This window comes from Bifidobacterium sp. LH_417 (genome assembly GCF_056357035.1).
Map to the genome: position 1 here is coordinate 1 of NZ_JBKEVI010000004.1, position 21,089 is coordinate 21,089.

Sequence of the window (21,089 nt, forward strand, 5' to 3'; positions counted from 1 at the left end):
TTTTGGGTGTGTTTTTCTTGGTCGTTAAACATCCTACCCAAAAAGCGCTCTTCACTTACCCCCACAACGGCTCAACAACGAACTGCCACCCACGAAAACAGCAATAGAGCCGAATGAGAAGAATCGATGTTGTCTGGCTGATTGATGTGCCGGACAACCGGGGAATGGAATCATTTGGGATTAGCCGGCAGATTATCGTGCCGGACAACCGCACAATGGAATCATTTGGGATTAGCCGGCAGATTATCGTGCCGGACAACCGGGAAATGAGAAGTATCGGTGTTGTCTGGCAGGTTATCGTGCCGGACAACCCGAAACGGCCGGTTTCCCATGTTGTCCGGCGTTGCTCGGGGCGAGGAGCTCCATGAGCCTACGGGAATCCTCCTATGGCATCTAATACGAGGAAACCCCTTCCGGATAATCCGGAAGGGGTTTCATTTATCTCAGCTTGGCTACCCTTATAGACAGAATCGCTGGAATTTCAATGATTCTGAGGGCCGCCGATCAGATGTGGTAGTAGAGCTCGTACTCGAGCGGGGTCGGGGCCAGACGGGCCTGGTCGATCTCGTCACGCTTCAGCTCGATCCAGGTCTCGATGAGATCCGGGGTGAACACATCGCCGGCGGTGAGGAAGTCGTTGTCCTCCTCAAGGGCGTTCAGCGCCTCGCCGAGGGAGCTCGGCACCTGCTTGATGTTCGCGTGCTCTTCCGGCGGCAGCTCGTAGAGGTCCTTGTCGACCGGAGCCGGCGGCTCGATGTGGTTCAGGATGCCGTCGAGGCCGGCCATCATCTGGGCGGAGAAGGCGAGGAACGGGTTGCAGGACGGATCCGGGGCGCGGAACTCGATGCGCTTGGAGGCGGGGGAGGTGCCGGCCAGCGGGATGCGGATGGCGGCGGAACGGTTGCGGGCCGAGTAGACCAGCGAGACCGGGGCCTCGAAGCCCGGGACCAGACGGTGGAAGGAGTTCAGCGACGGGTTCGTGAACGCGACGACCGCGGAGGAGTGCTTGATGAGACCGCCGATGTACCAGCGGGCGATGTCGGACAGGCCGCCGTAGCCCTGCTCATCGTAGAACAGCGGCTTGCCGTCCTTCCACAGGGACTGGTGGCAGTGCATGCCGGTGCCGTTGTCGCCGGCGATCGGCTTCGGCATGAAGGTCACGGACTTGCCGGCGAGGGCGGCGGTCTCGTGGACGACGTACTTGTACTTCATCAGGTCGTCGCCGGCGTGCTGCAGCGTGTTGAAGCGGTAGTTGATCTCCTGCTGGCCGGCGCCCGCCACCTCGTGGTGGGAACGCTCGAGCTGCAGGCCGACCTTCTGCAGGTTGGCGACCATGTCGTCGCGCAGATCCTGGTTGTGGTCGATCGGCGGAACCGGGAAGTAGCCGCGCTTGACGCGGTTCTTGAAGCCGATGTTCGGGGTGCCGTCCTCTTCGGTGTCGACGCCGGTGTTCCACGGGGCCTCGATGGAGTCCACCTCGTAGAAGGAGCGCTGCGCGGAGTTCTCGTAACGGACCTTGTCGAAGATGAAGAACTCGGCCTCCGGGGCGAAGGACGCGGTGTCGGCGATGCCGGTGGACTTCAGGTAGGCCTCGGCCTTGCCGGCGACCTGACGCGGGTCGCGGGAGTACGGCTCATCGGTCAGCGGGTCGACGATGGAGAAGGAAACGTCCAGGGTCTTGTGCTTGCGGAACGGGTCGATGAAGGCGGTGGTCACGTCCGGGACCAGCTTCATGTCGGACTCGTTGATGGCCTGGAAGCCCTGCACGGACGAGCCGTCGAACGGCATGCCGTCGGTGAATGCGTTGTCCAGGAACTCGCTGACCGGAACGGTGAAGTGCTGCTGCACGCCGATCAGATCGGTGAAACGGACGGAGACGTACTCGACGCCTTCCTTGTTGATGAGGGCTTCGGCCTCTTCCGGCGTATGGGCGAAGATCTTGTTCTCAGCCACGATCGCTCCTTTTATCGAAATGATTTACAGGACTAAAGCATAGGAACGTGCGTTTCGCGCGCTCGAAACTTCGGTTACGAGAATGTTTCGGGACAGGTAACGGAAGCCGTTAATCGTTGCGTTGGCGCGGTTCGCCGGGCGTGCGGGGGAGCGGCGGCCGGCGTCGTCCTGTCCGGAACGCGGACGGTGGAAACGCGGACGGCCGGCGTCGTGCGGCGGACCCGCGGTCGTCCGGATACGCGAGGACCCCGATCGCCGGTGACGATCGGGGTCCTCATACGGCTCGGGAAGCGCCGCGAGGCGTCAGCGTCCGCGCATCGCGCGACGGCTGACCTTCTGCATGCGGTTCGGGTCGACGCCCTTCGGGATGCCGTAGCCGCGTTTCGCCTGCAGGGTGCGCAGACGGTCGTTGAGGATGGCCAGCTCCTCCTTGGTGAGGATGAAACGGCGGCGCGGATGGATCGACGCCATGAGCTTGTTGGAGTGGTTGGTCGGCACGTAGCTCTTCTTGCGGGTGATGGTCTTGCGCAGGTCACGCAGGCGCGTGGTGCCGTTGGAACCGTCGCCCATGATGATGCGGTAGACGGGGATGGAGGAGCCGGCGGTCACGCCCTTGATCTCATGCTCCTGACGGTCCATCTGACGCTTGATGCGGTCGTGGCCGCCCTCGCCGAGCAGATAGATGCCGTTGTAGCCGGTGCCGCGCCAGATGGCGTCCTTGGTGCGGGCGTCCACCCACACGGGCTGCTCCGGGAAGGTGAAGCCGGCCTTGGTCATGTTGCTCAGCACGCTGACCGCCGCGCCCGGACGGCCTTCCAGCTGCTTGTAGCCGACCTTGTCCGCGCGGTTGGTGAGCACCATCGTGCCGAGCAGGATGCCGAGCATGACGGCGGCGATGATGGTGAGAATCCAGGTGAGCCACATCCACTTCATCACGAGGCCGAGGATCACAGCCAGCACGATCGGGGCGACGAACGCGCCGCCGCACAGCCACGGCAGCTGCTTGTCGTCCTTGTAGGTGAACTTGAAGATCTGGATGATCTGCTTGATCGTGCTGTTCTTCTTGGGCTTCTTCTCGTCCTTGTCAGCCATTCTTCCCTCGCTTGGAGTCGGATTTGCGCATACTGGCCGTTGATTCTACCAGCATGCGTGCCCCGGGGCGTGGCGTGTTTCCGGGACACGTGGTCAGTGCGTGGTCGGTGTGTGGTCGGCGCGCGGTCAGCGCGTGTGCAGCGGACGCCCGTCCGCCTTGAGCAGCGCCTCGCCGAGCGTCTCGCTGAACGTGGGATGCGGGTGGATGAGCCGCGCCGCCTCGGCGAGCGGCACCCGGTTGCCGACGAGCTGCTCCGCCTCGGCGATCAGGTCCGAGGCGACCGGCGCGACGATGTGCACGCCGAGCACGACCGGCACGTCCGGCCGGTCCGCGCGTTCGCCGCTGACGACCGTCATCGCCCCGCCGACGCCGCTCATCAGCATGCGCGCGTTGCCGAGCATCGGATACGCGGTTTCCTTGACGTTGTTGAGATTCGGGTCGGCGGTCGCCTCCTGGCCGGTCAGTCCCACGCACGCCGCTTCCGGGTGGGAGAACACGATCTGCGGCACGGTGGTCTCGTCCACCGGCTTCGGGTCGAGTCCGGCGATCGCCTCGGCGACCGTCACGCCCTGTTCGAACGCGCGATGCGCGAGCGCGTGTCCGGCGACGATGTCGCCCACCGCCCACACGTGCGGCGCGTGCGTGCGCCCGAGCGCGTCGCACGCGACATAGCCGTGGTCGTCGAGCGTGACGCCGGCGCGCGCGAGCCAGTCGAACCGCGTGTTCGGGTCGCGTCCGATCGCGGCGAGCACGATCTCGCCGTACGCCTCGTGATCGGCGTCGCCGCTGTCGCACGTGTAGTGGACGGTCGCGCCGAGGTTCGCGCCGGTCTCGACGCGCGTGACGGCAGTGCCTTTGACGACCTTCACGCCCTGACGCGCCAGTTCGCGCGTCAGGGTCGTGGCGGTGCGCCGGTTCCAGCCGGACAGCACGCGGTCCTTGCGGATGAGGAGCGTCACGTCCACGCCGGCCGCGTTCCACATGGACGCGAATTCGACGGCGACCGCGCCCGCGCCGACGATGACCGCGGAGGCGGGGAACTCGTCGAGTTCCAGCGCCTGCGTGGAGTCGATGAGCGCGCCGGCGAACGGGATGCCGGGCAGCGGGCGCGGTTCGGCGCCGGTAGCGAGGATCACGTCGCCCGCCTCGATGACGACGGTCGGGGCCAACGGCTCGGCGGCCTGGGCCTTGCGGAATCGTTCGACCGGGTCTCCGGCGACGGTCACGGCGAGGTTCGCGCCGGCCGCGGCGTCGGCGGTTCCGGCGACCTCGCGCAGATCCGTGGCCGCGCCGTGGAACACGGTGACGCCGCGATGCGCGAGCAGGGCCGCAAGTCCGCCCGTCATCGTCTCGACCACATGCCTGCGGTAGTCTCGCAGCGTGCCGTAGTCGATGCCGTCCACGTGCGCCTGCACGCCGAGCTCGGCCGCACGGTGCACGGTGTCGATGGTGTGCGTGGCGGTGATGAGCGCCTTCGACGGGATGCACCCGCGGTTGAGGCATGTGCCGCCGAGCGTCGCGTCCCGTTCGATGAGGGCGACGGACTTGCCGAGTTCCGCCGCGCGCAACGCCGCCGAATAGCCGCCGGGTCCCGCGCCGATGATCGCGATGTCATACGTTTCAGTCATGGTGCCCATGATAACCGGCGATTTTCCCGATGCCGGGGCTTCCCTCGCAGAGAACACATGCGGGGAAGAGGAATCCGCCGTAGAAAACGATTGAGGGGCAGACGGTTCATCAAGAACACGTCTGCCCCTCAATCAACGGCTGCCTGTCACTCCGGGAAGTGGCCGCGCTTCTTCTCGCGCGGCTTCGGAAGCCTCCAGCGGCGCATCTGGATGGCGCGGCTCCACGCGTAGGACGCGGAACGTGAACCCTTCGCCACGGCGCGTTCGCCGTACTTGGCGACAAGCTTCTTCTTGAGTTTGCGCCACATGAGCCACACGTCGAGCACCACGGCCGCCAGATACACGTACATGACCAGCATCATGACCATCGAGGCGGTCTGGCTCTGCGCCACGGATGAGACGATCATCGAGGCGATGAGGATCGCGAACGCGACCGGGATGAAGAATTCGCCGATGTTGAAGCGGGCGTCCACGTAGTCGCGGATGTAGATGCGCCACGGCAGGCGCTCCGCCCTCGGCATGTGGTTGATGTCGCCCTTCTGCATCGCCTCGTATTCGGCGTTCTCACGTTCGCGCAACTTCGCCTTCGCGGCCTTCGCGCTCGCCTTGCGGTCGGTCGGCACCAGCGGGCGCACGCCGGCCGCCTGCGCCTGCTTCATCTTCGGGGTGGGCGCGTTCTTCGTGCGGTCCTTCTTCACCGGCTTGACAGGCTGTTCGGTCGCTTCCTCGACCGGCTCCTGCGCGGATTCCTTCTTCTTCAACGGGTTCCATGTCATGCTTGCAGGTTACGGTGACGTCTAGACTCGCGAGAAGCGCAGGAACGCACTATATATAAGGAGAACGCATGGCCAAGCTCACCGCGGACGAGGTCCGCGCCCGCGTGGAATCCGACTGGACTCGCATCGTCGACGTCCTCAACCGCAAGATCGCCCTGAGGTCGGTGTCGGCCGAGGGCATCACCGGCGAGCACATGAGGCGGTCCGCCGAATTCGTCGCCGAGCAGCTGCGTGAGGTCGGCGTCGACGCGAAGGTCGTCCAGTCCGTGAACCCGGACGGCACGCCCGGCGCGTGGGAGGTCATCGGCTCGCGCATCGTCGACGAATCCGCGCCCACCGTGCTCCTGTACGCGCATCACGACGTGCAGCCCGTGCCGGATCCGGCCGAATGGGACACCGACCCGTTCGTCGGCACCGAGATCGACGGCCGCCTCTACGGCCGCGGCTCGGCGGACGACGGTGGCGGCATCGCCATCCACTCCGGTGCGTTGAAGGCCCTCGGACAGGATCTCAAGGTCAACGTCAAGGTGTTCATCGAAGGCGAGGAGGAGATGGGCTCGCCCAGCTTCATCCCGTTCATCGAGGCGCACAAGGCGGAGTTCGAATCCGACGTGATTATCGTCGCCGACTCCGGCAACTGGTCGGCGGACATCCCGTCCCTGACCACCTCCCTCAGAGGCAACACCTGCGTCGACGTGACCGTGCGCGGCCTCAATCACCCGGTCCACTCCGGCCAGTACGGCGGCCCGATCCTCGACTCGAACACGCTTGCCGCGATGCTCATCGTCTCCCTGTACGACGCCGACGGCGATCTCGCCGTGCCCGGCGTCGCCGCCGAGGAGCCGATCGGCGGCCTCCAGCGCGACCTCGACGAGGCGAGCGTGCGCGCCGACGCGGGCGTCGTCGACTCGTACACGCTTGCCGGCACCGGCTCGCTCGCCTCCCGCCTGTGGACCAAGCCGAGCCTGACGGTGATCGGCTTCGACGCGCACCCGGTCGATGGCTCGTTCAACGTGATCAGCCCCGAGACCCGCTTCCGCCTCTCCTTGCGCACCGCGCCGAACCAGCGCCCCGAACAGGCGCAGGACGCGCTCGCCGCGTACCTCGAAACCCATGCGCCGTTCGGCGCCGAGGTGGAGGTGACCAAGCTGGAGAACGGCATGGGCTGGGGCATGGACCCGGACGCGGTCGCCACCAAGGACGCGCTCGAGGCGATGGAGGAGGCGTTCGGCGTCGCCCCGATCAACAAGGGCGAGGGCGGCTCCATCCCGTTCATCCCCGAACTGCAGCGCATCTTCCCCGCCGCGCAGGTGCTCGTCACAGGCCCGGAGGACCCGAAGGCCAACGCGCACAGCCCCAATGAGTCTATTTCGCTTTCCGGCCTCAAGAACAACGTCATCACCGAGGCCCTGCTGCTCGACAAGCTTGGCAGGTGAGCTCTCCCTCCGTTCCCCATTCCCGGCGGGGCGATCCGACATGGGCGCTCGCCGGGTGGGGAATGACGGACCCTTGATTTCGTCGGTTCGGTCGTTTATGGTGGAGGGCTGACACGGGAGCCGCCCCGCGGCGGCTGAGAGGAGACCGAACGGGTCTCGACCGATGGAACGTGGACGGGTAATGCCGACCACGGAACTGTCCTCCACCCGTGCCTTTGCAGGAAGCAAGAGAGAAAGGCACCATCACATGGCTGAAACCGTCGCCAAGACCAACTACAAGTGGCGCGTCGTCGATATCGTCGTCGCCGCCATCATCGCCGTCGCATCCGGCGTCATCTTCTGGGGCTGGGACGTCGTCTGCGCCGCCCCGCTCGCCCTGTTCGAGGCCGTCACCCCCGGCTTCGAAGGCCTGCTCAACGGATTCTGGCTGTTCGCCGGCCCGCTCGCCGCGATCATCGTGCGCAAGCCGGGCGCCGCGCTCTTCGCCGAGACCCTCGCCGCGTTCCTCGAGCTCACGCTCGGCAACCAGTGGGGCGTCGGCGGCTCGCTGATCGTCGGCATCATGCAGGGCCTCGCCGCCGAGATCGGCTTCGCCGTGTTCGCTTGGAAGAAGTGGAACATCGGCACCACCATCCTGTCCGGCGCGCTCGCCGGCGTCGCCTGCTGGGCCTATTACTGGATGACCAACCCCGGCTGGAACGCGATGCGCGTCAGCTGGTACCTCGTCGGCTCCATCATCTCCGGCGTCATCATCGCCGGTGCTCTCATGTGGGCGCTGCACAAGGCGATCGCCGCCACCGGCGTGCTCGACCGCTTCGCCTCCGGCCGCGCCGAGGCGCGCGTCTGATGCGCATCACGCCCGCCCGCGTCGAGGCGAAGGATTGGGGATGGCGTCACGCCACGCGCAAGGACTTCGCCCTGCGCGGGCTCGACTTCGACATCCGGCCCGGTGAGCACATGCTGCTCCTCGGTGCCTCCGGGGCGGGCAAAAGCACGCTCATGGCCGGACTGGCCGGCGTGCTCGGCGGATCCGACGAAGGCGAGCAGGAAGGCTCGCTCACCATCGACGGCGTCGAGGCCGGCGTCGCCCGGGGCAAGGCCGGCCTCGTCCTGCAGGACCCGGATTCGCAGATCATCCTCGAACGCGTGGGCGACGACGCGGCCTTCGGCTGCGAGAACCTCGCCGTGCCGCGCGACGAGACGTGGCGGCGCGTGCGCGAATCGCTCGACCTGGTCGGATTGAAGGACATCGACCTCGAGCGTTCCACGCGCCACCTGTCCGGCGGGCAGCGCCAGCGGCTCGCGCTCGCCGGCGTGCTCGCCATGCAGCCGGGACTTCTGCTGCTCGACGAGCCGACCGCCAACCTCGATCCGGAAGGCGTGCGCGAAGTGCATGACGCGGTGCGCGACGTGCTCGCGCGCACCGGGCAGACCATGGTCGTCGTCGAACACCACATCGACGTGTGGATGGACCTCATCGACCGCGTCATCGTCATCGGACACCCCGATCCGGATTCGCACGTGGGAGGCGTCATCGCCGACGGAACACCGGACGAGGTGTTCGGACGGTTCGGCGACCTGCTCGCGCAGGGCGGCGCATGGGTGCCGGGGCGCGAGATCCCGGACCGCGCGCCGGCGCACGTGCACGCGGACGGCGTCGCGGCCGCAACCGTCGTCGCGACCGATGGCGAGGCCGGCGTCGCGGCGGGTGCGACGGCTTCGGATCGCCTCGAGCCCGCGCTCGTCACCGAGGACCTGAGCTTCGGCCGCGGATTCCCGCTCGGCGAGCACATCGATCTCGAATTCCTCCCCGGCGAGGTGACGGCCCTCATGGGGCCGAACGGCGCCGGCAAATCCACGCTCGCCCTGACGCTCGCGGGGCTCCTGAAGCCGCTCGCCGGTCATGTGCGCGTGCGTGCCGACATCGCCGCAGGCGCGCGCGGCGACGAGCCGGACAAGTGGAGGAGCCGCGAACTGCTCGGCCGCATCGGCATGGTCTTCCAGGAGCCGGAACACCAGTTCGCCGCCCCGCTCGTGCGCGACGAGGTCGCCATCGGACCGAAGTCGATGGGCGCGAGCGAATCGCAAGCGTATGCGACCGCCGACGAGATGCTGGAGCGTATGAACCTCTCCCGGTTCGCCCAGGCCAACCCGTACACGCTGTCCGGTGGCGAGAAGCGACGCCTGTCCGTCGCCTCCATGCTGGCCAGCGCGCCGAAAATCCTCGTCATGGACGAGCCGACCTTCGGTCAGGACTTCACCACGTGGACCGAGATGGTCGACCTCATCGCCAAGGTGCGCGACCAGGGTTCCGCGGTCATCATCGTCACGCACGACGAGGCACTCGTCAAAGCGCTTGACGCGCGCCGCATCATGTTCGGATTTGCAGGGGAGTGAGAAGCATATGAACGACACGGTTCTGGTCACGCCGCCGGCCGCGCGCAGGGAGCCGGCGCGGCCCGCGTCCCCCTCGTGGTTCATCGCGAAGGTGAACCCGGTGACACGCATCATCGGCGCGCTGCTGCTGTGCATCCCCATGTTCGTGAGCCTCGACGTGGTCTCCGCCTCCGTGGCGCTCGGTCTCGAGGTCGTCCTGCTGTGGATCGGCGGCGTCGATCCGATCCGCATCTGCCGCAGCACGTGGCCCGTGTGGATCGCCGCGGTGGGCGGCTTCATCTCCGTGCTGCTCTATGGCCGCACGTCCGGCGAGATTCTGTGGACCGCCGGCTGGATCGTCGTCTCGGAAGGCTCCGTGTATCTCGCGTGCGCCACGTTCCTGCGCGTGCTCGCCATCGCCGTGCCCGGCGTGGTGCTCGCGCTCGGCCTCGATCCGACCGACCTGGCCGACGGTCTCGTGCAGATCCTGCACCTCTCGCCCCGGTTCGTGTACGGCGGTCTCGCCGGTATGCGCATGTTCACGCTATTGCAGGACGACTGGCGTGCGTTGGGACTGTCGCGCCGTTCACGTGGATTGGGCGACGGCAACGCCGTGCAGCGCGCGTTCTCGCAGGCGTTCGGCCTGCTGGTCCTGTCGATCCGACGTGCCACGAAGCTCGCCACCGCGATGGAGGCGCGCGGCTTCGGCGGCACCGGCCCGCGTTCGGCCGCGCGCGTCTCGCGCCTGCATCCGATCGACGCGGTGTTCTGCGCGATCTGCTTCGTGATCCCGTTCATCGCACTCGGCGTCGCCATCGCCACCGGCAACTGGCACTTCTCCTTCCAGGGCGCGTGATTCGGCTTCGGGCATGAAGCGGCGGCCTTGGTCATGCAGCGGTATGGCATCTCATGACATGCCGGCATCCGATTCCGAACGGTATATTTTCGGACCGGCATGCATGTTCCGTTTCCGGAGCGGTTCGTAAACTGGTACATGAGTGAGACCCGGCGCTCGTCAACGGGCGTGAAATAATGGGGGTGAGTGGTGTCGGCCAAGGATATCGAACTCTACCGATCCGACGATGGTTCGGTGCAGCTGGAAGTCAATGTACAGGGTGACACTGTGTGGTTGTCGCGAGACCAGATGGCAGAGTTATTCGAGCGCAATAAATCGACCATATCGAGACACGTCAGAAATGTGTTCGATGAAGGTGAATTGACTTGTGATGATGCAGTTGTTGCAAAAATTGCAACAACTGCCGCCGACGGTAAAAGCTATATGGTCGAGTATTACAATCTTGACGTCATCATATCTGTCGGGTATCGAGTGAAGTCAAAGCGTGGTGTGCAATTTCGTCGTTGGGCCACTGGCGTGCTGCATCGGTATCTTATGGAGGGATACGCCGTCAACGAGCGGCGGTTGAACCAACTGGAGAAGGTCGTCAAAGTACTGGCCCGCAGCGATGACCGACTCGTCTCCGGTATCGCCGATGTGGTTTCGAGTTACTTGCCCGGGCTCAATATGCTCCGCGATTATGATGCGCACACCCTTGATCCGAAGCCCCTGACAACACCGGTCGACGACTTCATTTTCGAGATGGAGCTTGTGAGACGAGCGAAGAATCGCCGTCGACTACATTCTCATGCTCGTCGAGCAGTATCACGGCGACAACGTCAAGGACAAGGAGACCGCGGGGAAATCCGCTTTTTCATACGGCTGGTCCAGTCGTCGTACCGACGGAACGCGGTGGCATGCTCGAACGGTTGGAAGACTTGGTCGGGCATGGGGCCGTAGACGAGCACGATCTCGGGTTCCAAGGCTTCCATCATGGCGTCGAGCCCGGCTTGGAATTCCCGTTTGTCGTCCGCGGTGCGAATACACCCGTAGGTGCCGATGGCGATGATGCTGTGCTTTTTCACGCCGAGGAACGCGAGTCTTTCCGGTAATGCTTCGGTGGTGTAGGTCAGGCTGTTGCCCCAACGAATCTGTGGAATCACATACACGCCACGGGATTGGTAATAGCAGCCGATGGCGCGGCTCTTATAGGTGTTCGCGATCTGTACGGCAAGTGGTGCGTCACGGTAGAGCGAACAATCCGGGGCGATGAGCGGACGCCGCCGGAATTCGTCGATGAACCTGTCCGGGGTGATGAGCACGTCGGCGAATTCGGTGTCCATCTCGTAGAATCCCACAGCGGCGGCGGGGTCGTCGTCTCGGCCACGCTTACTGAACGGGATGATGCTCGATGGAATGACGAGTTCGTCGGGACGTTTGATGATGGGGATGCCGAGGATTCCGTCGAAGTCGGCGCCGGCGACGAGCTCCGGGTTCATGCCGTCGTTGATGACCGCTTTGCGGTGTGACGGACGTTGCGCCAGCGGTTGTGCGGTCGATGGCTGGTCGCCGTCATCCGCAGGGGCTTCGCGTAGTCCGGGGATGTCGAACGCGTCCTGGTGCAGTTCGTATGCGGTCATTGGTTCTCCTGCCGCTTGGAATCCTCGGGGGGCTCATGGGGCTCGTTTGCCGTGCTGTCGTCCTTGTCGTCTTCGCCGGTTTCGCTGCTTTCGCGTTGACGCCAGCGTTCGACTGCGGCGATCATCTTGGGGTCGGCTTCCGCCGCGTAATAGGGGTGGTAGTAGATGTTCGCCTCCGGATAGCCGGATGCGGGCAGGACGGTGATGCACAGGTCGTCGAGGGCATGTGCTGCCTCGGGAGAGGCCTTTCTGAATCCGGCTTTGTAATAGAGATACCCGAGGAACTCATACGGGTCGGGAATCGCTTTATTGTTCCAGCCGAGGAACTCATAGCGGAATCCTACCCGGGCGATGTCGTCTGCGGTCCGACACTCGGTCTTCACGTAGCGGAAAAACGCTTGCCTGACGGCATCCCAACCATATTCGTCCACCAAACATGCGGTATGTTCCTCCAGCGTTTGATATTCCTTACGGGATACGGAATCCCGGTCGAAACCGAAGAAGAGCCTGATTTGGTTGTCGAGTTCGGGGTTGTGCTTCATTTCTTACTCCAGATGAATTTGGTGCTGAAGAGATTGTGATTCTTATTGTAAAGTTTGCGCAATGCGGTCTCCGTCTTGCCCATGGATTTGGAGCTCGGCCTGAAGTGACCGCTCTGATCATTGAATGACACGATTTGTCCATTGAAACAGCTGAATAGTGCCGTCGATGCCGGGAACAATCCGCCCGGGCTGCACATATCGGAGACTCGGAACGGCAAGCAGTCGTATACGTTCGGCACCGAGCGGGACACCGGCGCCGGCACCCGTGCGAAGGACGTTATTCTCCTCGATCTGACGGTTCTGAACCATACGGCTCTTCCGGTGCTCATCCATGATTCGACGCTGTTGAAAAACATCGGAGACGAGCCGATCGAATCCATCATGGCGTTGTATGCGAAGACGGACGCGACGGGCAAGCAGGTGTTCATCGCCTTCGACAAGCGTGGGTCGTACTCCCAGAAGACGCAGCGGATCGTCGACGATCATACCGTCGTCTCCCTGAATGCCGACGGGCGATCGCTCTACGGCAGAAGATGGAACAGGATTGAAGGATAGACGGAATCGTGAAGGTGGATATGGCGCGGTAGACGTGACGGTAGGGTGGAAGATATGCCCATCAACCATGCAGTGATCGACAATCCGAAATCCGACCGCATCAAGCGCGTCGCCGGACTCGCGCGGCCGGCCGGCCGCGAACGTTCCGGCCGTTTCCTCATCGAAGGCCCGCAGTCCGTGCGCGAGGCCGTCACATGGCGGCCCGACGTGGTGCAGGACCTGTACATCGCGGTCGACATCGACCCCGACGGGGATCCGTACGTCTCCGAAACGCTCGCCGCGATCGTCGACAAGTCCCAGGAATCCCGTGAAACGCCGATCTACGTGCACCACGTCACACGCGAGGTGATGAACAAAATCAGCAAGGACGCGCAGGGCATCGTCGCCGTGGGCGACATCGAGACGCTTCATACGGAGATCTCCGCCGTCCGCCTCGCCGAACGCCCGCTCGTCGCCGCGTTCTGGCAGGTGCGCGACCCGGGCAACGCGGGCACCGTGATCCGCGCGGCCGACGCCGCCGGATGCGACGCGGTCGCGTTCGTGGACGAGTGCGTGGACCCGCTGAACCCGAAGGTCATCCGCTCGACCGCGGGCTCCCTGTTCCACATTCCCGTGCTGCGTATGGACACCGGCACCTTCCTCAAGTGGATGGAACGCACCGAACTTGCCACCATCGCCGCCGACGTGTACGGCACGCCGGAACGCAGACCTGAAGCGCTGCCCGATGTGCTCGCCGCGCGTGCGGCGGACGCGGCGGAGCCCACGAAGGGTGTGCGCGGCGATGCCGTGCTGTTCGGCAACGAGGCGAGGGGACTGCCCGCGGCCATCCTCGAACGCATGGATCGCATCGTCTCCATCCCGCTGTACGGCAAGGCCGAATCGCTGAACCTCGGCACGTCCGCCGCGGTCATGCTCATGAGCCTTGCCATGAGCGGACGGTGAACGCGCGGCACGTGCGCCATGCACGACGCCGGTCCGTCGACAGGTCGGCGGCCTGGGCGGCATGTCCGTCGCCCCGACGCCGGGCCCGATGACCACGTGCCGGAACCGGGCGGCCATGTCGAGTCATACCGTGACAATGTGATGTTGGACAACGCTTGGGAAATGTGTGTTTTTCGCGCATTTCCCCACGTGTTATGCACGTCAGTGAAGCAGATATCAAGGAAAGGGTGCTCGTGGCAGAAGCGCTATTCGATGCGCAAGCGGTGACCGATGCGGTCGCCGAAGGCATCGCGAAAATCCAGAACGCCTCCACGCTGGAGGAATTGAAGGCCATCAAGAGCGAATACGCCGGCGCCGATTCGGCGATGACACAGGCCAGCAAGGCCATCGGGGCACTGCCCAAGGACCAGAAGAAGGACGCCGGCAAGCTCATGGGCAAGCTGCGCGCCGACTTCGGCCGCGCCTACGGCCCCAAGGAGAAGGAGCTCAAGGAGGCCGCCGAGGCCGCCGCGCTCGCCGCCGAGACCGTCGACATGACGCTGCCGGTCGCGCGCAAGCCGCTCGGCGCGCGCCACCCGCTCGCCAAGCTCATGGAGGACGTTGAGGACTTCTTCATCTCCATGGGATGGCAGATCTCGGCCGGCCCCGAGGTGGAGGCCGAATGGTACAACTTCGACGCCCTCAACTTCGGCCCGGACCATCCGGCCCGCCAGATGCAGGACACTTTCTACGTCAAGGGCAACCAGGCGAAGGACGCCGCAGGCTTCGTCGGCTCCAACATGGTCGTGCGCACGCAGACCTCGTCCGACCAGGTGCGTGCCCTGCTGTCGCGCGGCGTGCCGCTGTACATCGCCTCCCCGGGCCGCGTGTTCCGCACCGACGAGCTCGACGCCACCCACACCCCGGTGTTCCACCAGTGCGAGGCGCTCGCCGTCGACAAGCACCTGACCATGGCCGACTTGAAGGGCGTGCTCGACAAGCTCGCCGTCGCCATGTTCGGTCCGGAGGCCAAGACGCGCCTGCGTCCGAGCTACTTCCCGTTCACCGAGCCGAGCGCCGAGCTTGACCTGTGGTTCCCTGACAAGAAGGGCGGCCCGGGCTGGCTCGAATGGGGTGGCTGCGGCATGGTCAACCCGAACGTGCTCAAGTCCGCGGGCATCGATCCGAACGAGTACACCGGCTTCGCATTCGGCGTGGGCATGGAGCGCACGCTGCTGCTGCGCAGCGACATCAACGACATGCACGACCTCGTCGAGGGCGACGTGCGTTTCGCCGAACAGTTTGTGATGGGGGAGTGATTACCCATGCCTATGGTTGATATCGATTGGCTCAAGGAGCACGTCGAGGTTCCGTCCGACCTCACCTACGAGCAGCTGGCCAAGGACCTGGTCAAGGTCGGTCTCGAGGAGGAGGAGATCCACGCCTCCCAGGTGACCGGTCCGATCGTCGTCGGCTACGTGGTCGACGCGACGCCGGAACCGCAGAAGAACGGCAAGATCATCAACTGGTGCCATGTCGACGTCGGCGACGAATACAACGAGACCGACGAGAACGGCAACAAGGTGCCGCGCGGCATCATCTGCGGCGCGCCGAACATGGCCGCCGGCGAGAAGGTCGTCGTCACGCTTCCGGGCGCCGTGCTGCCCGGTGACTTCCGCATCGAGCCGCGCAAGACGTATGGCCACATCTCCAACGGCATGTGCGCCTCCGAGCGCGAGCTCGGCCTCGGCGACGACCACAACGGCATCATCCTGCTGCGCCACTACGGGTTCACCGAGGAGGAGTACGAGGCCCTCAAGCCCGGCGACGACGCGATGCACCTGCTGCACCTCGACCAGCCGCTGCTGGAGATCAACATCACCCCGGACCGCGGCTACACGCTGTCCTACCGCGGCGTGGCCCGCGAATACCACCACTCCACCGGCGCCGCGTACACGGACCCGGTCAAGGAGCTCAACGCGAAGGTGCCTGTCGCCGCCGGCGAGGCCTCCGGCACCGTGCCGGACGTCCAGGTCGAGATCGAGGACGACAACCCGATCCACGGCGTGCCCGGCTGCGACCGCTACTACGCGCGCGCCATCCGCGGCTTCGACCCGTCCGCGCGCACGCCGAACTGGATGCGTCGTCGTCTCATCCGCGCCGGCATGCGCTCCATCTCGCTCGCCGTGGACGTCACCAACTACGTGATGCTCGACCTCGGCCAGCCGATGCACGCCTACGACATGGACAAGCTCGAAGGCCCGATTGTCGTGCGCCGCGCGAACGAGGGCGAGAAGCTCGTCACCCTCGACGGTAAGGAGCATGAGCTCAGCCCCGAGGATCTGCTTATCACCGATTCGCCGAACGGCCTGCGCGCCTCCCGCATCATCGGTCTCGCCGGCGTCATGGGAGGATTGTACGGCGAGGTGACCGCGGAGACGAAGAACATCCTGCTCGAGGCCGCGCACTTCGACACGGTGTCCATCGCCCGTTCCGCCCGCCGTCACAAGATCCCGTCCGAGGCATCCCGTCGTTTCGAGCGTGGCGTCGACTACCAGCTGCAGCCGGCCGCCGCACAGATGGCCGCCGACCTGCTCATCAAGTACGGCGACGGCGAGGCCAGCGACAAGCCGACCGACGTGAACCACACGCACCGCCGCAAGGCCATCCACTTCAAGGCCTCCGAGGTCAAGCGCGTCGCCGGCCTCGCCACCGGCGTGAACGAGATCTCCGACATCCTCACCGACATCGGCTGCACCGTGGCCGGCGGCGGCAACGGCGAGTTCTCCGTCACCCCGCCCACTTGGCGTCCGGACCTGAACGAGCCGTGCGACCTGGTCGAGGAGGTCGCGCGTCTCGTCGGCTACGACGAGATCCCGGTCGTCGTGCCGCCCGCGCCGGTCAAGGGTACGGTCGGCCTGACCGCCGACCAGCTGCGCCGCCGCCGCGTCGCCGACGAGCTCGCCGAGTACGGCATGGTGGAGGCCCTGAGCTACCCGTTCGTGGGCGACAACGACTACAAGCAGTTCGGCTACGATGCGGAGGACACCAAGAAGGTCAGCGTTGAGATCGCGAACCCGCTGTATGGCGACCGTCCGTTCCTGCGCCGCCACATCCTGCCCACGCTCGCCACGACCGTGCAGCGCAACATCCGCCGCGGCATCGAGAACGTGTCGCTCTATGAGCTCGGCCACGTGTACCTGTGGAACCCGGACGCGCCCGCCATCCCGGCCCTGCCCGGCGGCGTGAAGCCCACGCCGGAGCAGCTCGCCGCGCTCGACGCCGGCCTGCCCGACCAGCCCGACCATGTGGCCGGCATCCTGACCGGTCTCGCCGAGAACACCGGCTGGCTGGGCGGCAAGCGCCCGGTCGACTGGTCCGACGCGGTCGAGGCCGTGCATCGCATCGCCGACCGTCTCGGCGCCGCCATCGAGCTGGAGCAGCCGGCCGCCGCCGACGTGCCCGCCCAGTGGCATCCGGGCCGCTTCGCCCGCGTGAACGCCGCCGGCACGTTCGTCGGCTTCGTCGGCGAGCTTCACCCGCACGTCAACGAGGCGCTCGGCTTCCCCGAGCACTCCGCCGCGTTCGAGCTGAACCTCACCGCGCTGTTCGCCACGCTCGACGGCAAGCCGGTGCAGGCCAAGCCGATCTCCACGTTCCCACCCGTCAAGCAGGATCTCGCCTTCACCGTGGACGACACGGTGACCGCCGCCCAGCTCGAAGACGTGGTGCGTGAGGCCGCCGGCGCGAACCTCGAATCCATCGAACTGTTCGACGTGTTCACCGGCGAGCAGGTCGGTGAGGGCAAGAAGTCCCTCGCCTTCGCGGTGGTGTTCCGTTCGCCCGACAAGACCCTGTCCGCCGAAGACAGCGAGGCGATCCGCAAGGCCATCGTCGACAAGGCCGCGGAGCTCGGCGCGCAGCTGCGCGCCTGAGACGGCCGGCCCGTTCCCGTCCCATTTCGGCCCGTCGGTGATGAGCCGCTGGGCCGAAAGCGAAACGACATAAGTTAACATAAGGTGCAACACGAGGAGGACCCGATGAGCGCACCCGGACAACAGCCGAACGATCCCGCACAACAGACGGGAGGGAACGGCGTCGCTCCGGGCGTGGGCTCATCGGGTCCTTTCGTTTCCGGGGGAGGTCCGTCGGGGGTGCCGGCGGTTCCGTCGTCGGTGCAGCCGCAATCCCAGCAATCCCAGCTTCAGCCGCAGTACGGCCAGTACGCGCAACCCGACTACGGCGCGATGCTGAGCCAGTACGGTCCGAACTACAACCCCTACCTGTATGGCGCCCCCGATCCCGAGCCGAAGAAGGACGATGGCGGGGAGAACGGTCCGCGGATGTCATCGGCGCAGGCGCCCCGCACGCCCGGCGCGGCATATCCCGGCGGCGCCGGGCAGAACGGCCCGTATGCGGCCGACGGGAGCACGAACGGAAACCCGAACGGGAAGCCCAACTGGAATCCGGCCGCTCCCTCGACTCCAGGCGACGGGCATACACCGCGGTACTTCTACGGCATCGACGTGAACGACCCCAACCAGAACCCGCTGTACGGACGGTGGGACTCCTACGCGATCATCGCGTTCGTATTCGCATTGGTCTTCAGCGTGCCCCTGCTGCCGACCATCATGGGCGTCATCTCCGTGTGGCGCACCGGCACCTTCCATATGAAGGGCCGCGGGCTCGCCATCGCCGCGATCGTCATCAACCTCATCACCACCGCGGTGCAGATCTGGATGTGGGTCAACGGCGTCGACGTGACCGACCTCACCAACCAGATGCTCAATATGGTCGGCGGAGGTTCCGGTTCCGGCGACACGATGACCACGTGACCACGCCAATCGCGTGAACGATGACGGTGAGGTGCGCCTCGCCGTCCATGTGCCGTCTCGACACGTGATTACATAATTATGCAATAGTCTGCATAGGTATGTATGCTCGTGGGTATTGCCCATGAAGTGAAGGACGTGATATGGCGAAATACACGGTGGCCGTGGCGGGTGCCACGGGTTATGCGGGAGGCGAGGCGCTGCGCATTCTGGCCGCCCATCCCGCGTTCGAGGTGACCTGCGTGGCGGGCCACTCCTCGGTGGGGGACAAGCTCGGCAAGCACATGCCGCACATCCCGCAGCTGGCGGATCTGACCGTCGAAGACACCACCCCCGAAGTCCTGAACGGCCATGACGTGATCATCCTCGCGCTGCCGCACGGAGCCTCCGGCAAGCTGGCGTCCCAGCTCGACCCGGACGCGGTCGTCGTCGACCTCGGCGCCGACCACCGTCTCGAAGAGCAAAGCGCGTGGGACGAGTTCTACGGCGGCGACTTCTACGAGCATTGGACCTACGGCATGCCCGAGCTCATCACCGGCAAGGCCGCCGACGGCTCGTACACGCGCCAGCGCGCCGCATTGCCTGGAACCAAGCGCATCGCCGGCCCCGGCTGCAACGTGACCGCCACCACGCTGGCCCTGCAGCCCGGCGTCGCCGAAGGCCTCGTCGAGCACACGGACATCGTCGCCGATCTCGTCGTCGGCTACTCCGGCGCCGGCAAGAACCTCAAGCGCACCAACTTGCTCGCCGCCGAGGCGTTCGGCTCCGCCCTGCCGTACGGCGTGGGCGGCACGCACCGCCACATCCCCGAGATCCTGCAGAACCTCGCGCACGCCGCCGGCCTCGACGCCGCTGCCGCCAGCGGGTTCACGCTCGGCTTCACGCCGGTGCTCGCGCCCATGTCGCGCGGCATCCTCGCCTGCGTGAGCGCGAAGATGACCGACAAGGCGAAGCACCTGAGCGACGCGGCGATCCGCGACGTGTGGGCCCACGCCTACGAAGACCAGGACTTCATGGTGCTGCTGCCGGAAGGCACCCTGCCCGCCACGGCGAACATCATCGGCTCGAACGCCGCCCACATCCAGGTCGTCACCGACCGCAAGGCCGGCCGCATCATCGCCTTCGCCGCCATCGACAACCTCAACCGCGGCACCGCCGGCCAGGCGGTGCAGTCCCTGAACATCGCCCTCGGCCTTCCCGAAGACCAGGGCCTGACCAAGATCGGAGTCGCCCCGTGAGCGTCACATTCGCACAAGGATTCGCCGCATCCGGTGTCGAGGCGGGCATCTCCGCCGTCGCCGGCAAGAAGGATCTCGCACTCGTCGTCAACAACGGCCCGCTCGACGCGGCCGCCGGCGTGTTCACCTCCAACCGTTTCTGCGCCGCGCCCGTCCAGTGGTCGCGCAAGGTCGTCGCCGACGGCCACGTCAAGGCCGTGATCCTCAACTCCGGCGGCGCCAACGCGTGCACCGGAGCGGAAGGCTACGCGCAGTCCAAGGCCACCGCCGAGACCGTCGCCGCGCTCGTCGGCACGGAACCGGACGACGTGGCCGTGTGCTCCACCGGCCTCATCGGCGAACTGCTGCCGCTCGACCACGTGCTCGACGGCGCGAAGGCCGCCCACGCGGCGCTCGCCGCCACGCCGGAAGCCGGCGCGGACGCCTCCCACGCCATCATGACCACCGACACCAAGCCCAAGACCGTCGAACTCGAAGGTTCCAATGGCTGGAGGATCGGCGGCATGGTCAAGGGCTCCGGCATGATCGCCCCGCAGCTGGCCACCATGCTGTGCGTCATCACCACCGACGCCGTCGTCTCCGCCGGGCAGCTCCAGGCCGCGCTCGCCGTCGCCACCGAACACTCGTTCAACCGCATCGACGTGGACGGCTGCATGTCCACCAACGACACGGTGCTCCTGCTCGCCTCCGGCGCCTCGGGCGTCGAACCCGACAAGGACGAGTTCAACAAGCTCGTCAAAGACGCCTGCGCCTCCCTCGCCCGCCAGATCATCGGCGACGGCGAAGGCGCCAGCCACGACATCCGCATCACCGTCACCGGCGCCACCACCGAGGACGCGGCGCTCGCCTGCGGCCGCGCCGTCGCCGCCTCCAACCTGCTCAAGTGCGCGATCAGCGGCAACGACCCGAACTGGGGGCGCATCGTCTCCTCGCTCGGCACCGTGCCGCCGGAAGTCGCGCCCTACGAGTCCGACAAGGTGACCGTCGACGTCAACGGCGTGCGCATCTGCGAGAACGGCGGCGCCGGACGCGACCGCTCCGAAGTCGACATGACCCCGCGCGAGGTCCACATCGACATCGACCTGAACGCCGGGGACGCCGAGGCGACCGTCTGGACCGACGACCTCACCCACGAATACGTCCACATCAACGCGGACTACGAAAGCTAGTTCCGGCGGTGCCCGGGGCGGCTGCCGATATTCATCATCCGACACGCTCCGGGCCGCTCAGGCCAAGTCTTTACGGTCTGACGACGAATATCGGC

General features: G+C 65.8%; 18 protein-coding genes and 1 pseudogene. 13 read left to right on the plus strand and 6 right to left on the minus strand.

The genetic code is table 11. From position 1 onward, the window contains the following. Positions 1-113 precede the first annotated feature (113 nt). On the plus strand, positions 114-368 hold the full coding sequence (locus AC1AYR_RS03845; RefSeq protein WP_476511604.1) for a hypothetical protein: 255 nt from the start codon (positions 114-116) through the stop codon (positions 366-368). A gap of 136 nt (positions 369-504) precedes the next feature. Here the strand turns inward: AC1AYR_RS03845 and glnA are convergent, their stop codons facing one another. The 4 genes from glnA to AC1AYR_RS03865 form a co-directional block, all read right to left on the minus strand. After that, positions 505-1,953, minus strand: coding sequence for a type I glutamate--ammonia ligase (gene glnA, locus AC1AYR_RS03850; RefSeq protein WP_051922743.1), 1,449 nt, complete (start codon positions 1,951-1,953; stop codon positions 505-507). A 303-nt stretch (positions 1,954-2,256) separates the two neighbouring features. Then, positions 2,257-3,045: a DUF4191 domain-containing protein gene (locus AC1AYR_RS03855; protein ID WP_034526249.1), complete on the minus strand. Its 789-nt coding sequence runs from the start codon at positions 3,043-3,045 to the stop codon at positions 2,257-2,259. 126 nt (positions 3,046-3,171) lie between these two features. Then, on the minus strand, positions 3,172-4,674 hold the full coding sequence (locus AC1AYR_RS03860) for a dihydrolipoyl dehydrogenase family protein (protein ID WP_476511603.1): 1,503 nt from the start codon (positions 4,672-4,674) through the stop codon (positions 3,172-3,174). A 146-nt stretch (positions 4,675-4,820) separates the two neighbouring features. Further along, on the minus strand, positions 4,821-5,450 hold the full coding sequence (locus AC1AYR_RS03865) for a DUF3043 domain-containing protein (protein WP_476511602.1): 630 nt from the start codon (positions 5,448-5,450) through the stop codon (positions 4,821-4,823). A 68-nt stretch (positions 5,451-5,518) separates the two neighbouring features. Here AC1AYR_RS03865 and AC1AYR_RS03870 point away from each other — a divergent pair, with 68 nt between their 5' ends. From AC1AYR_RS03870 to rhuM, 5 genes and pseudogenes are all read left to right on the plus strand, one after another. Further along, the gene (locus AC1AYR_RS03870; RefSeq protein ID WP_476555137.1) at positions 5,519-6,886 is read left to right on the plus strand and encodes a M20/M25/M40 family metallo-hydrolase; all 1,368 of its coding nucleotides are present in this window, start codon (positions 5,519-5,521) and stop codon (positions 6,884-6,886) included. 247 nt (positions 6,887-7,133) lie between these two features. Beyond that, the gene (locus AC1AYR_RS03875; RefSeq protein WP_476511600.1) at positions 7,134-7,733 is read left to right on the plus strand and encodes an ECF transporter S component; all 600 of its coding nucleotides are present in this window, start codon (positions 7,134-7,136) and stop codon (positions 7,731-7,733) included. After that, positions 7,733-9,283: an ABC transporter ATP-binding protein gene (locus AC1AYR_RS03880; RefSeq protein WP_476511599.1), complete on the plus strand. Its 1,551-nt coding sequence runs from the start codon at positions 7,733-7,735 to the stop codon at positions 9,281-9,283. The genes AC1AYR_RS03875 and AC1AYR_RS03880 overlap by 1 nt, the downstream gene beginning before the upstream one ends. Positions 9,284-9,290: 7 nt before the next feature. Next, positions 9,291-10,118, plus strand: coding sequence for an energy-coupling factor transporter transmembrane component T family protein (locus AC1AYR_RS03885; protein WP_476511598.1), 828 nt, complete (start codon positions 9,291-9,293; stop codon positions 10,116-10,118). 288 nt (positions 10,119-10,406) lie between these two features. Then, positions 10,407-10,688: pseudogene (gene rhuM / locus AC1AYR_RS03890) on the plus strand (RhuM family protein); the annotation flags it as partial. Between the two features lie 248 nt (positions 10,689-10,936). Here the strand turns inward: rhuM and AC1AYR_RS03895 are convergent. Both AC1AYR_RS03895 and AC1AYR_RS03900 read right to left on the minus strand, forming a co-directional pair. Beyond that, the gene (locus AC1AYR_RS03895; protein WP_476511597.1) at positions 10,937-11,737 is read right to left on the minus strand and encodes a DUF4417 domain-containing protein; all 801 of its coding nucleotides are present in this window, start codon (positions 11,735-11,737) and stop codon (positions 10,937-10,939) included. Further along, positions 11,734-12,279: a hypothetical protein gene (locus AC1AYR_RS03900; protein WP_476511596.1), complete on the minus strand. Its 546-nt coding sequence runs from the start codon at positions 12,277-12,279 to the stop codon at positions 11,734-11,736. The genes AC1AYR_RS03895 and AC1AYR_RS03900 overlap by 4 nt, the downstream gene beginning before the upstream one ends. A gap of 141 nt (positions 12,280-12,420) precedes the next feature. Here AC1AYR_RS03900 and AC1AYR_RS03905 point away from each other — a divergent pair, with 141 nt between their 5' ends. The 7 genes from AC1AYR_RS03905 to argJ all read left to right on the plus strand — a co-directional run bounded on the left by AC1AYR_RS03905 (position 12,421) and on the right by argJ (position 20,994). Next, positions 12,421-12,834, plus strand: coding sequence for a DUF2326 domain-containing protein (locus AC1AYR_RS03905; protein WP_476511595.1), 414 nt, complete (start codon positions 12,421-12,423; stop codon positions 12,832-12,834). Between the two features lie 54 nt (positions 12,835-12,888). After that, on the plus strand, positions 12,889-13,776 hold the full coding sequence (locus AC1AYR_RS03910; RefSeq protein WP_476511594.1) for a TrmH family RNA methyltransferase: 888 nt from the start codon (positions 12,889-12,891) through the stop codon (positions 13,774-13,776). Positions 13,777-13,970: 194 nt separating this feature from the next. Next, on the plus strand, positions 13,971-15,074 hold the full coding sequence (pheS, locus tag AC1AYR_RS03915; protein ID WP_101621642.1) for a phenylalanine--tRNA ligase subunit alpha: 1,104 nt from the start codon (positions 13,971-13,973) through the stop codon (positions 15,072-15,074). Between the two features lie 6 nt (positions 15,075-15,080). Further along, positions 15,081-17,690 carry a phenylalanine--tRNA ligase subunit beta gene (pheT, locus tag AC1AYR_RS03920; RefSeq protein WP_476511593.1) on the plus strand — a complete coding sequence of 870 codons (2,610 nt, stop codon included), beginning with the start codon at positions 15,081-15,083 and terminating at the stop codon, positions 17,688-17,690. A gap of 105 nt (positions 17,691-17,795) precedes the next feature. Then, positions 17,796-18,590: a hypothetical protein gene (locus AC1AYR_RS03925; protein WP_476511592.1), complete on the plus strand. Its 795-nt coding sequence runs from the start codon at positions 17,796-17,798 to the stop codon at positions 18,588-18,590. A 140-nt stretch (positions 18,591-18,730) separates the two neighbouring features. Further along, positions 18,731-19,825, plus strand: a complete 1,095-nt coding sequence (gene argC, locus AC1AYR_RS03930; RefSeq protein WP_034526269.1) for an N-acetyl-gamma-glutamyl-phosphate reductase — start codon at positions 18,731-18,733, stop codon at positions 19,823-19,825. After that, complete coding sequence (gene argJ, locus AC1AYR_RS03935; protein WP_034526271.1) at positions 19,822-20,994, plus strand: bifunctional glutamate N-acetyltransferase/amino-acid acetyltransferase ArgJ; 1,173 nt, start codon at positions 19,822-19,824, stop codon at positions 20,992-20,994. Before argC ends, argJ begins: the two co-directional genes overlap by 4 nt. The last annotated feature ends 95 nt before the right edge of the window (positions 20,995-21,089 follow it).

Excerpts from the sequence above, each read along its gene's own strand:
- AC1AYR_RS03845 (WP_476511604.1), top strand. The coding sequence starts at position 114 with ATGAGAAGAATCGATGTTGTCTGGCTGATTGATGTGCCGGACAACCGG.
- AC1AYR_RS03855 (WP_034526249.1), bottom strand. The coding sequence starts at position 3,045 with ATGGCTGACAAGGACGAGAAGAAGCCCAAGAAGAACAGCACGATCAAG.
- AC1AYR_RS03860 (WP_476511603.1), bottom strand. The coding sequence starts at position 4,674 with ATGACTGAAACGTATGACATCGCGATCATCGGCGCGGGACCCGGCGGC.
- AC1AYR_RS03865 (WP_476511602.1), bottom strand. The coding sequence starts at position 5,450 with ATGACATGGAACCCGTTGAAGAAGAAGGAATCCGCGCAGGAGCCGGTC.
- AC1AYR_RS03870 (WP_476555137.1), top strand. The coding sequence starts at position 5,519 with ATGGCCAAGCTCACCGCGGACGAGGTCCGCGCCCGCGTGGAATCCGAC.
- AC1AYR_RS03875 (WP_476511600.1), top strand. The coding sequence starts at position 7,134 with ATGGCTGAAACCGTCGCCAAGACCAACTACAAGTGGCGCGTCGTCGAT.
- AC1AYR_RS03880 (WP_476511599.1), top strand. The coding sequence starts at position 7,733 with ATGCGCATCACGCCCGCCCGCGTCGAGGCGAAGGATTGGGGATGGCGT.
- AC1AYR_RS03885 (WP_476511598.1), top strand. The coding sequence starts at position 9,291 with ATGAACGACACGGTTCTGGTCACGCCGCCGGCCGCGCGCAGGGAGCCG.
- AC1AYR_RS03895 (WP_476511597.1), bottom strand. The coding sequence starts at position 11,737 with ATGACCGCATACGAACTGCACCAGGACGCGTTCGACATCCCCGGACTA.
- AC1AYR_RS03900 (WP_476511596.1), bottom strand. The coding sequence starts at position 12,279 with ATGAAGCACAACCCCGAACTCGACAACCAAATCAGGCTCTTCTTCGGT.
- AC1AYR_RS03910 (WP_476511594.1), top strand. The coding sequence starts at position 12,889 with ATGCCCATCAACCATGCAGTGATCGACAATCCGAAATCCGACCGCATC.
- pheS (WP_101621642.1), top strand. The coding sequence starts at position 13,971 with ATGCACGTCAGTGAAGCAGATATCAAGGAAAGGGTGCTCGTGGCAGAA.
- pheT (WP_476511593.1), top strand. The coding sequence starts at position 15,081 with ATGCCTATGGTTGATATCGATTGGCTCAAGGAGCACGTCGAGGTTCCG.
- AC1AYR_RS03925 (WP_476511592.1), top strand. The coding sequence starts at position 17,796 with ATGAGCGCACCCGGACAACAGCCGAACGATCCCGCACAACAGACGGGA.
- argC (WP_034526269.1), top strand. The coding sequence starts at position 18,731 with ATGGCGAAATACACGGTGGCCGTGGCGGGTGCCACGGGTTATGCGGGA.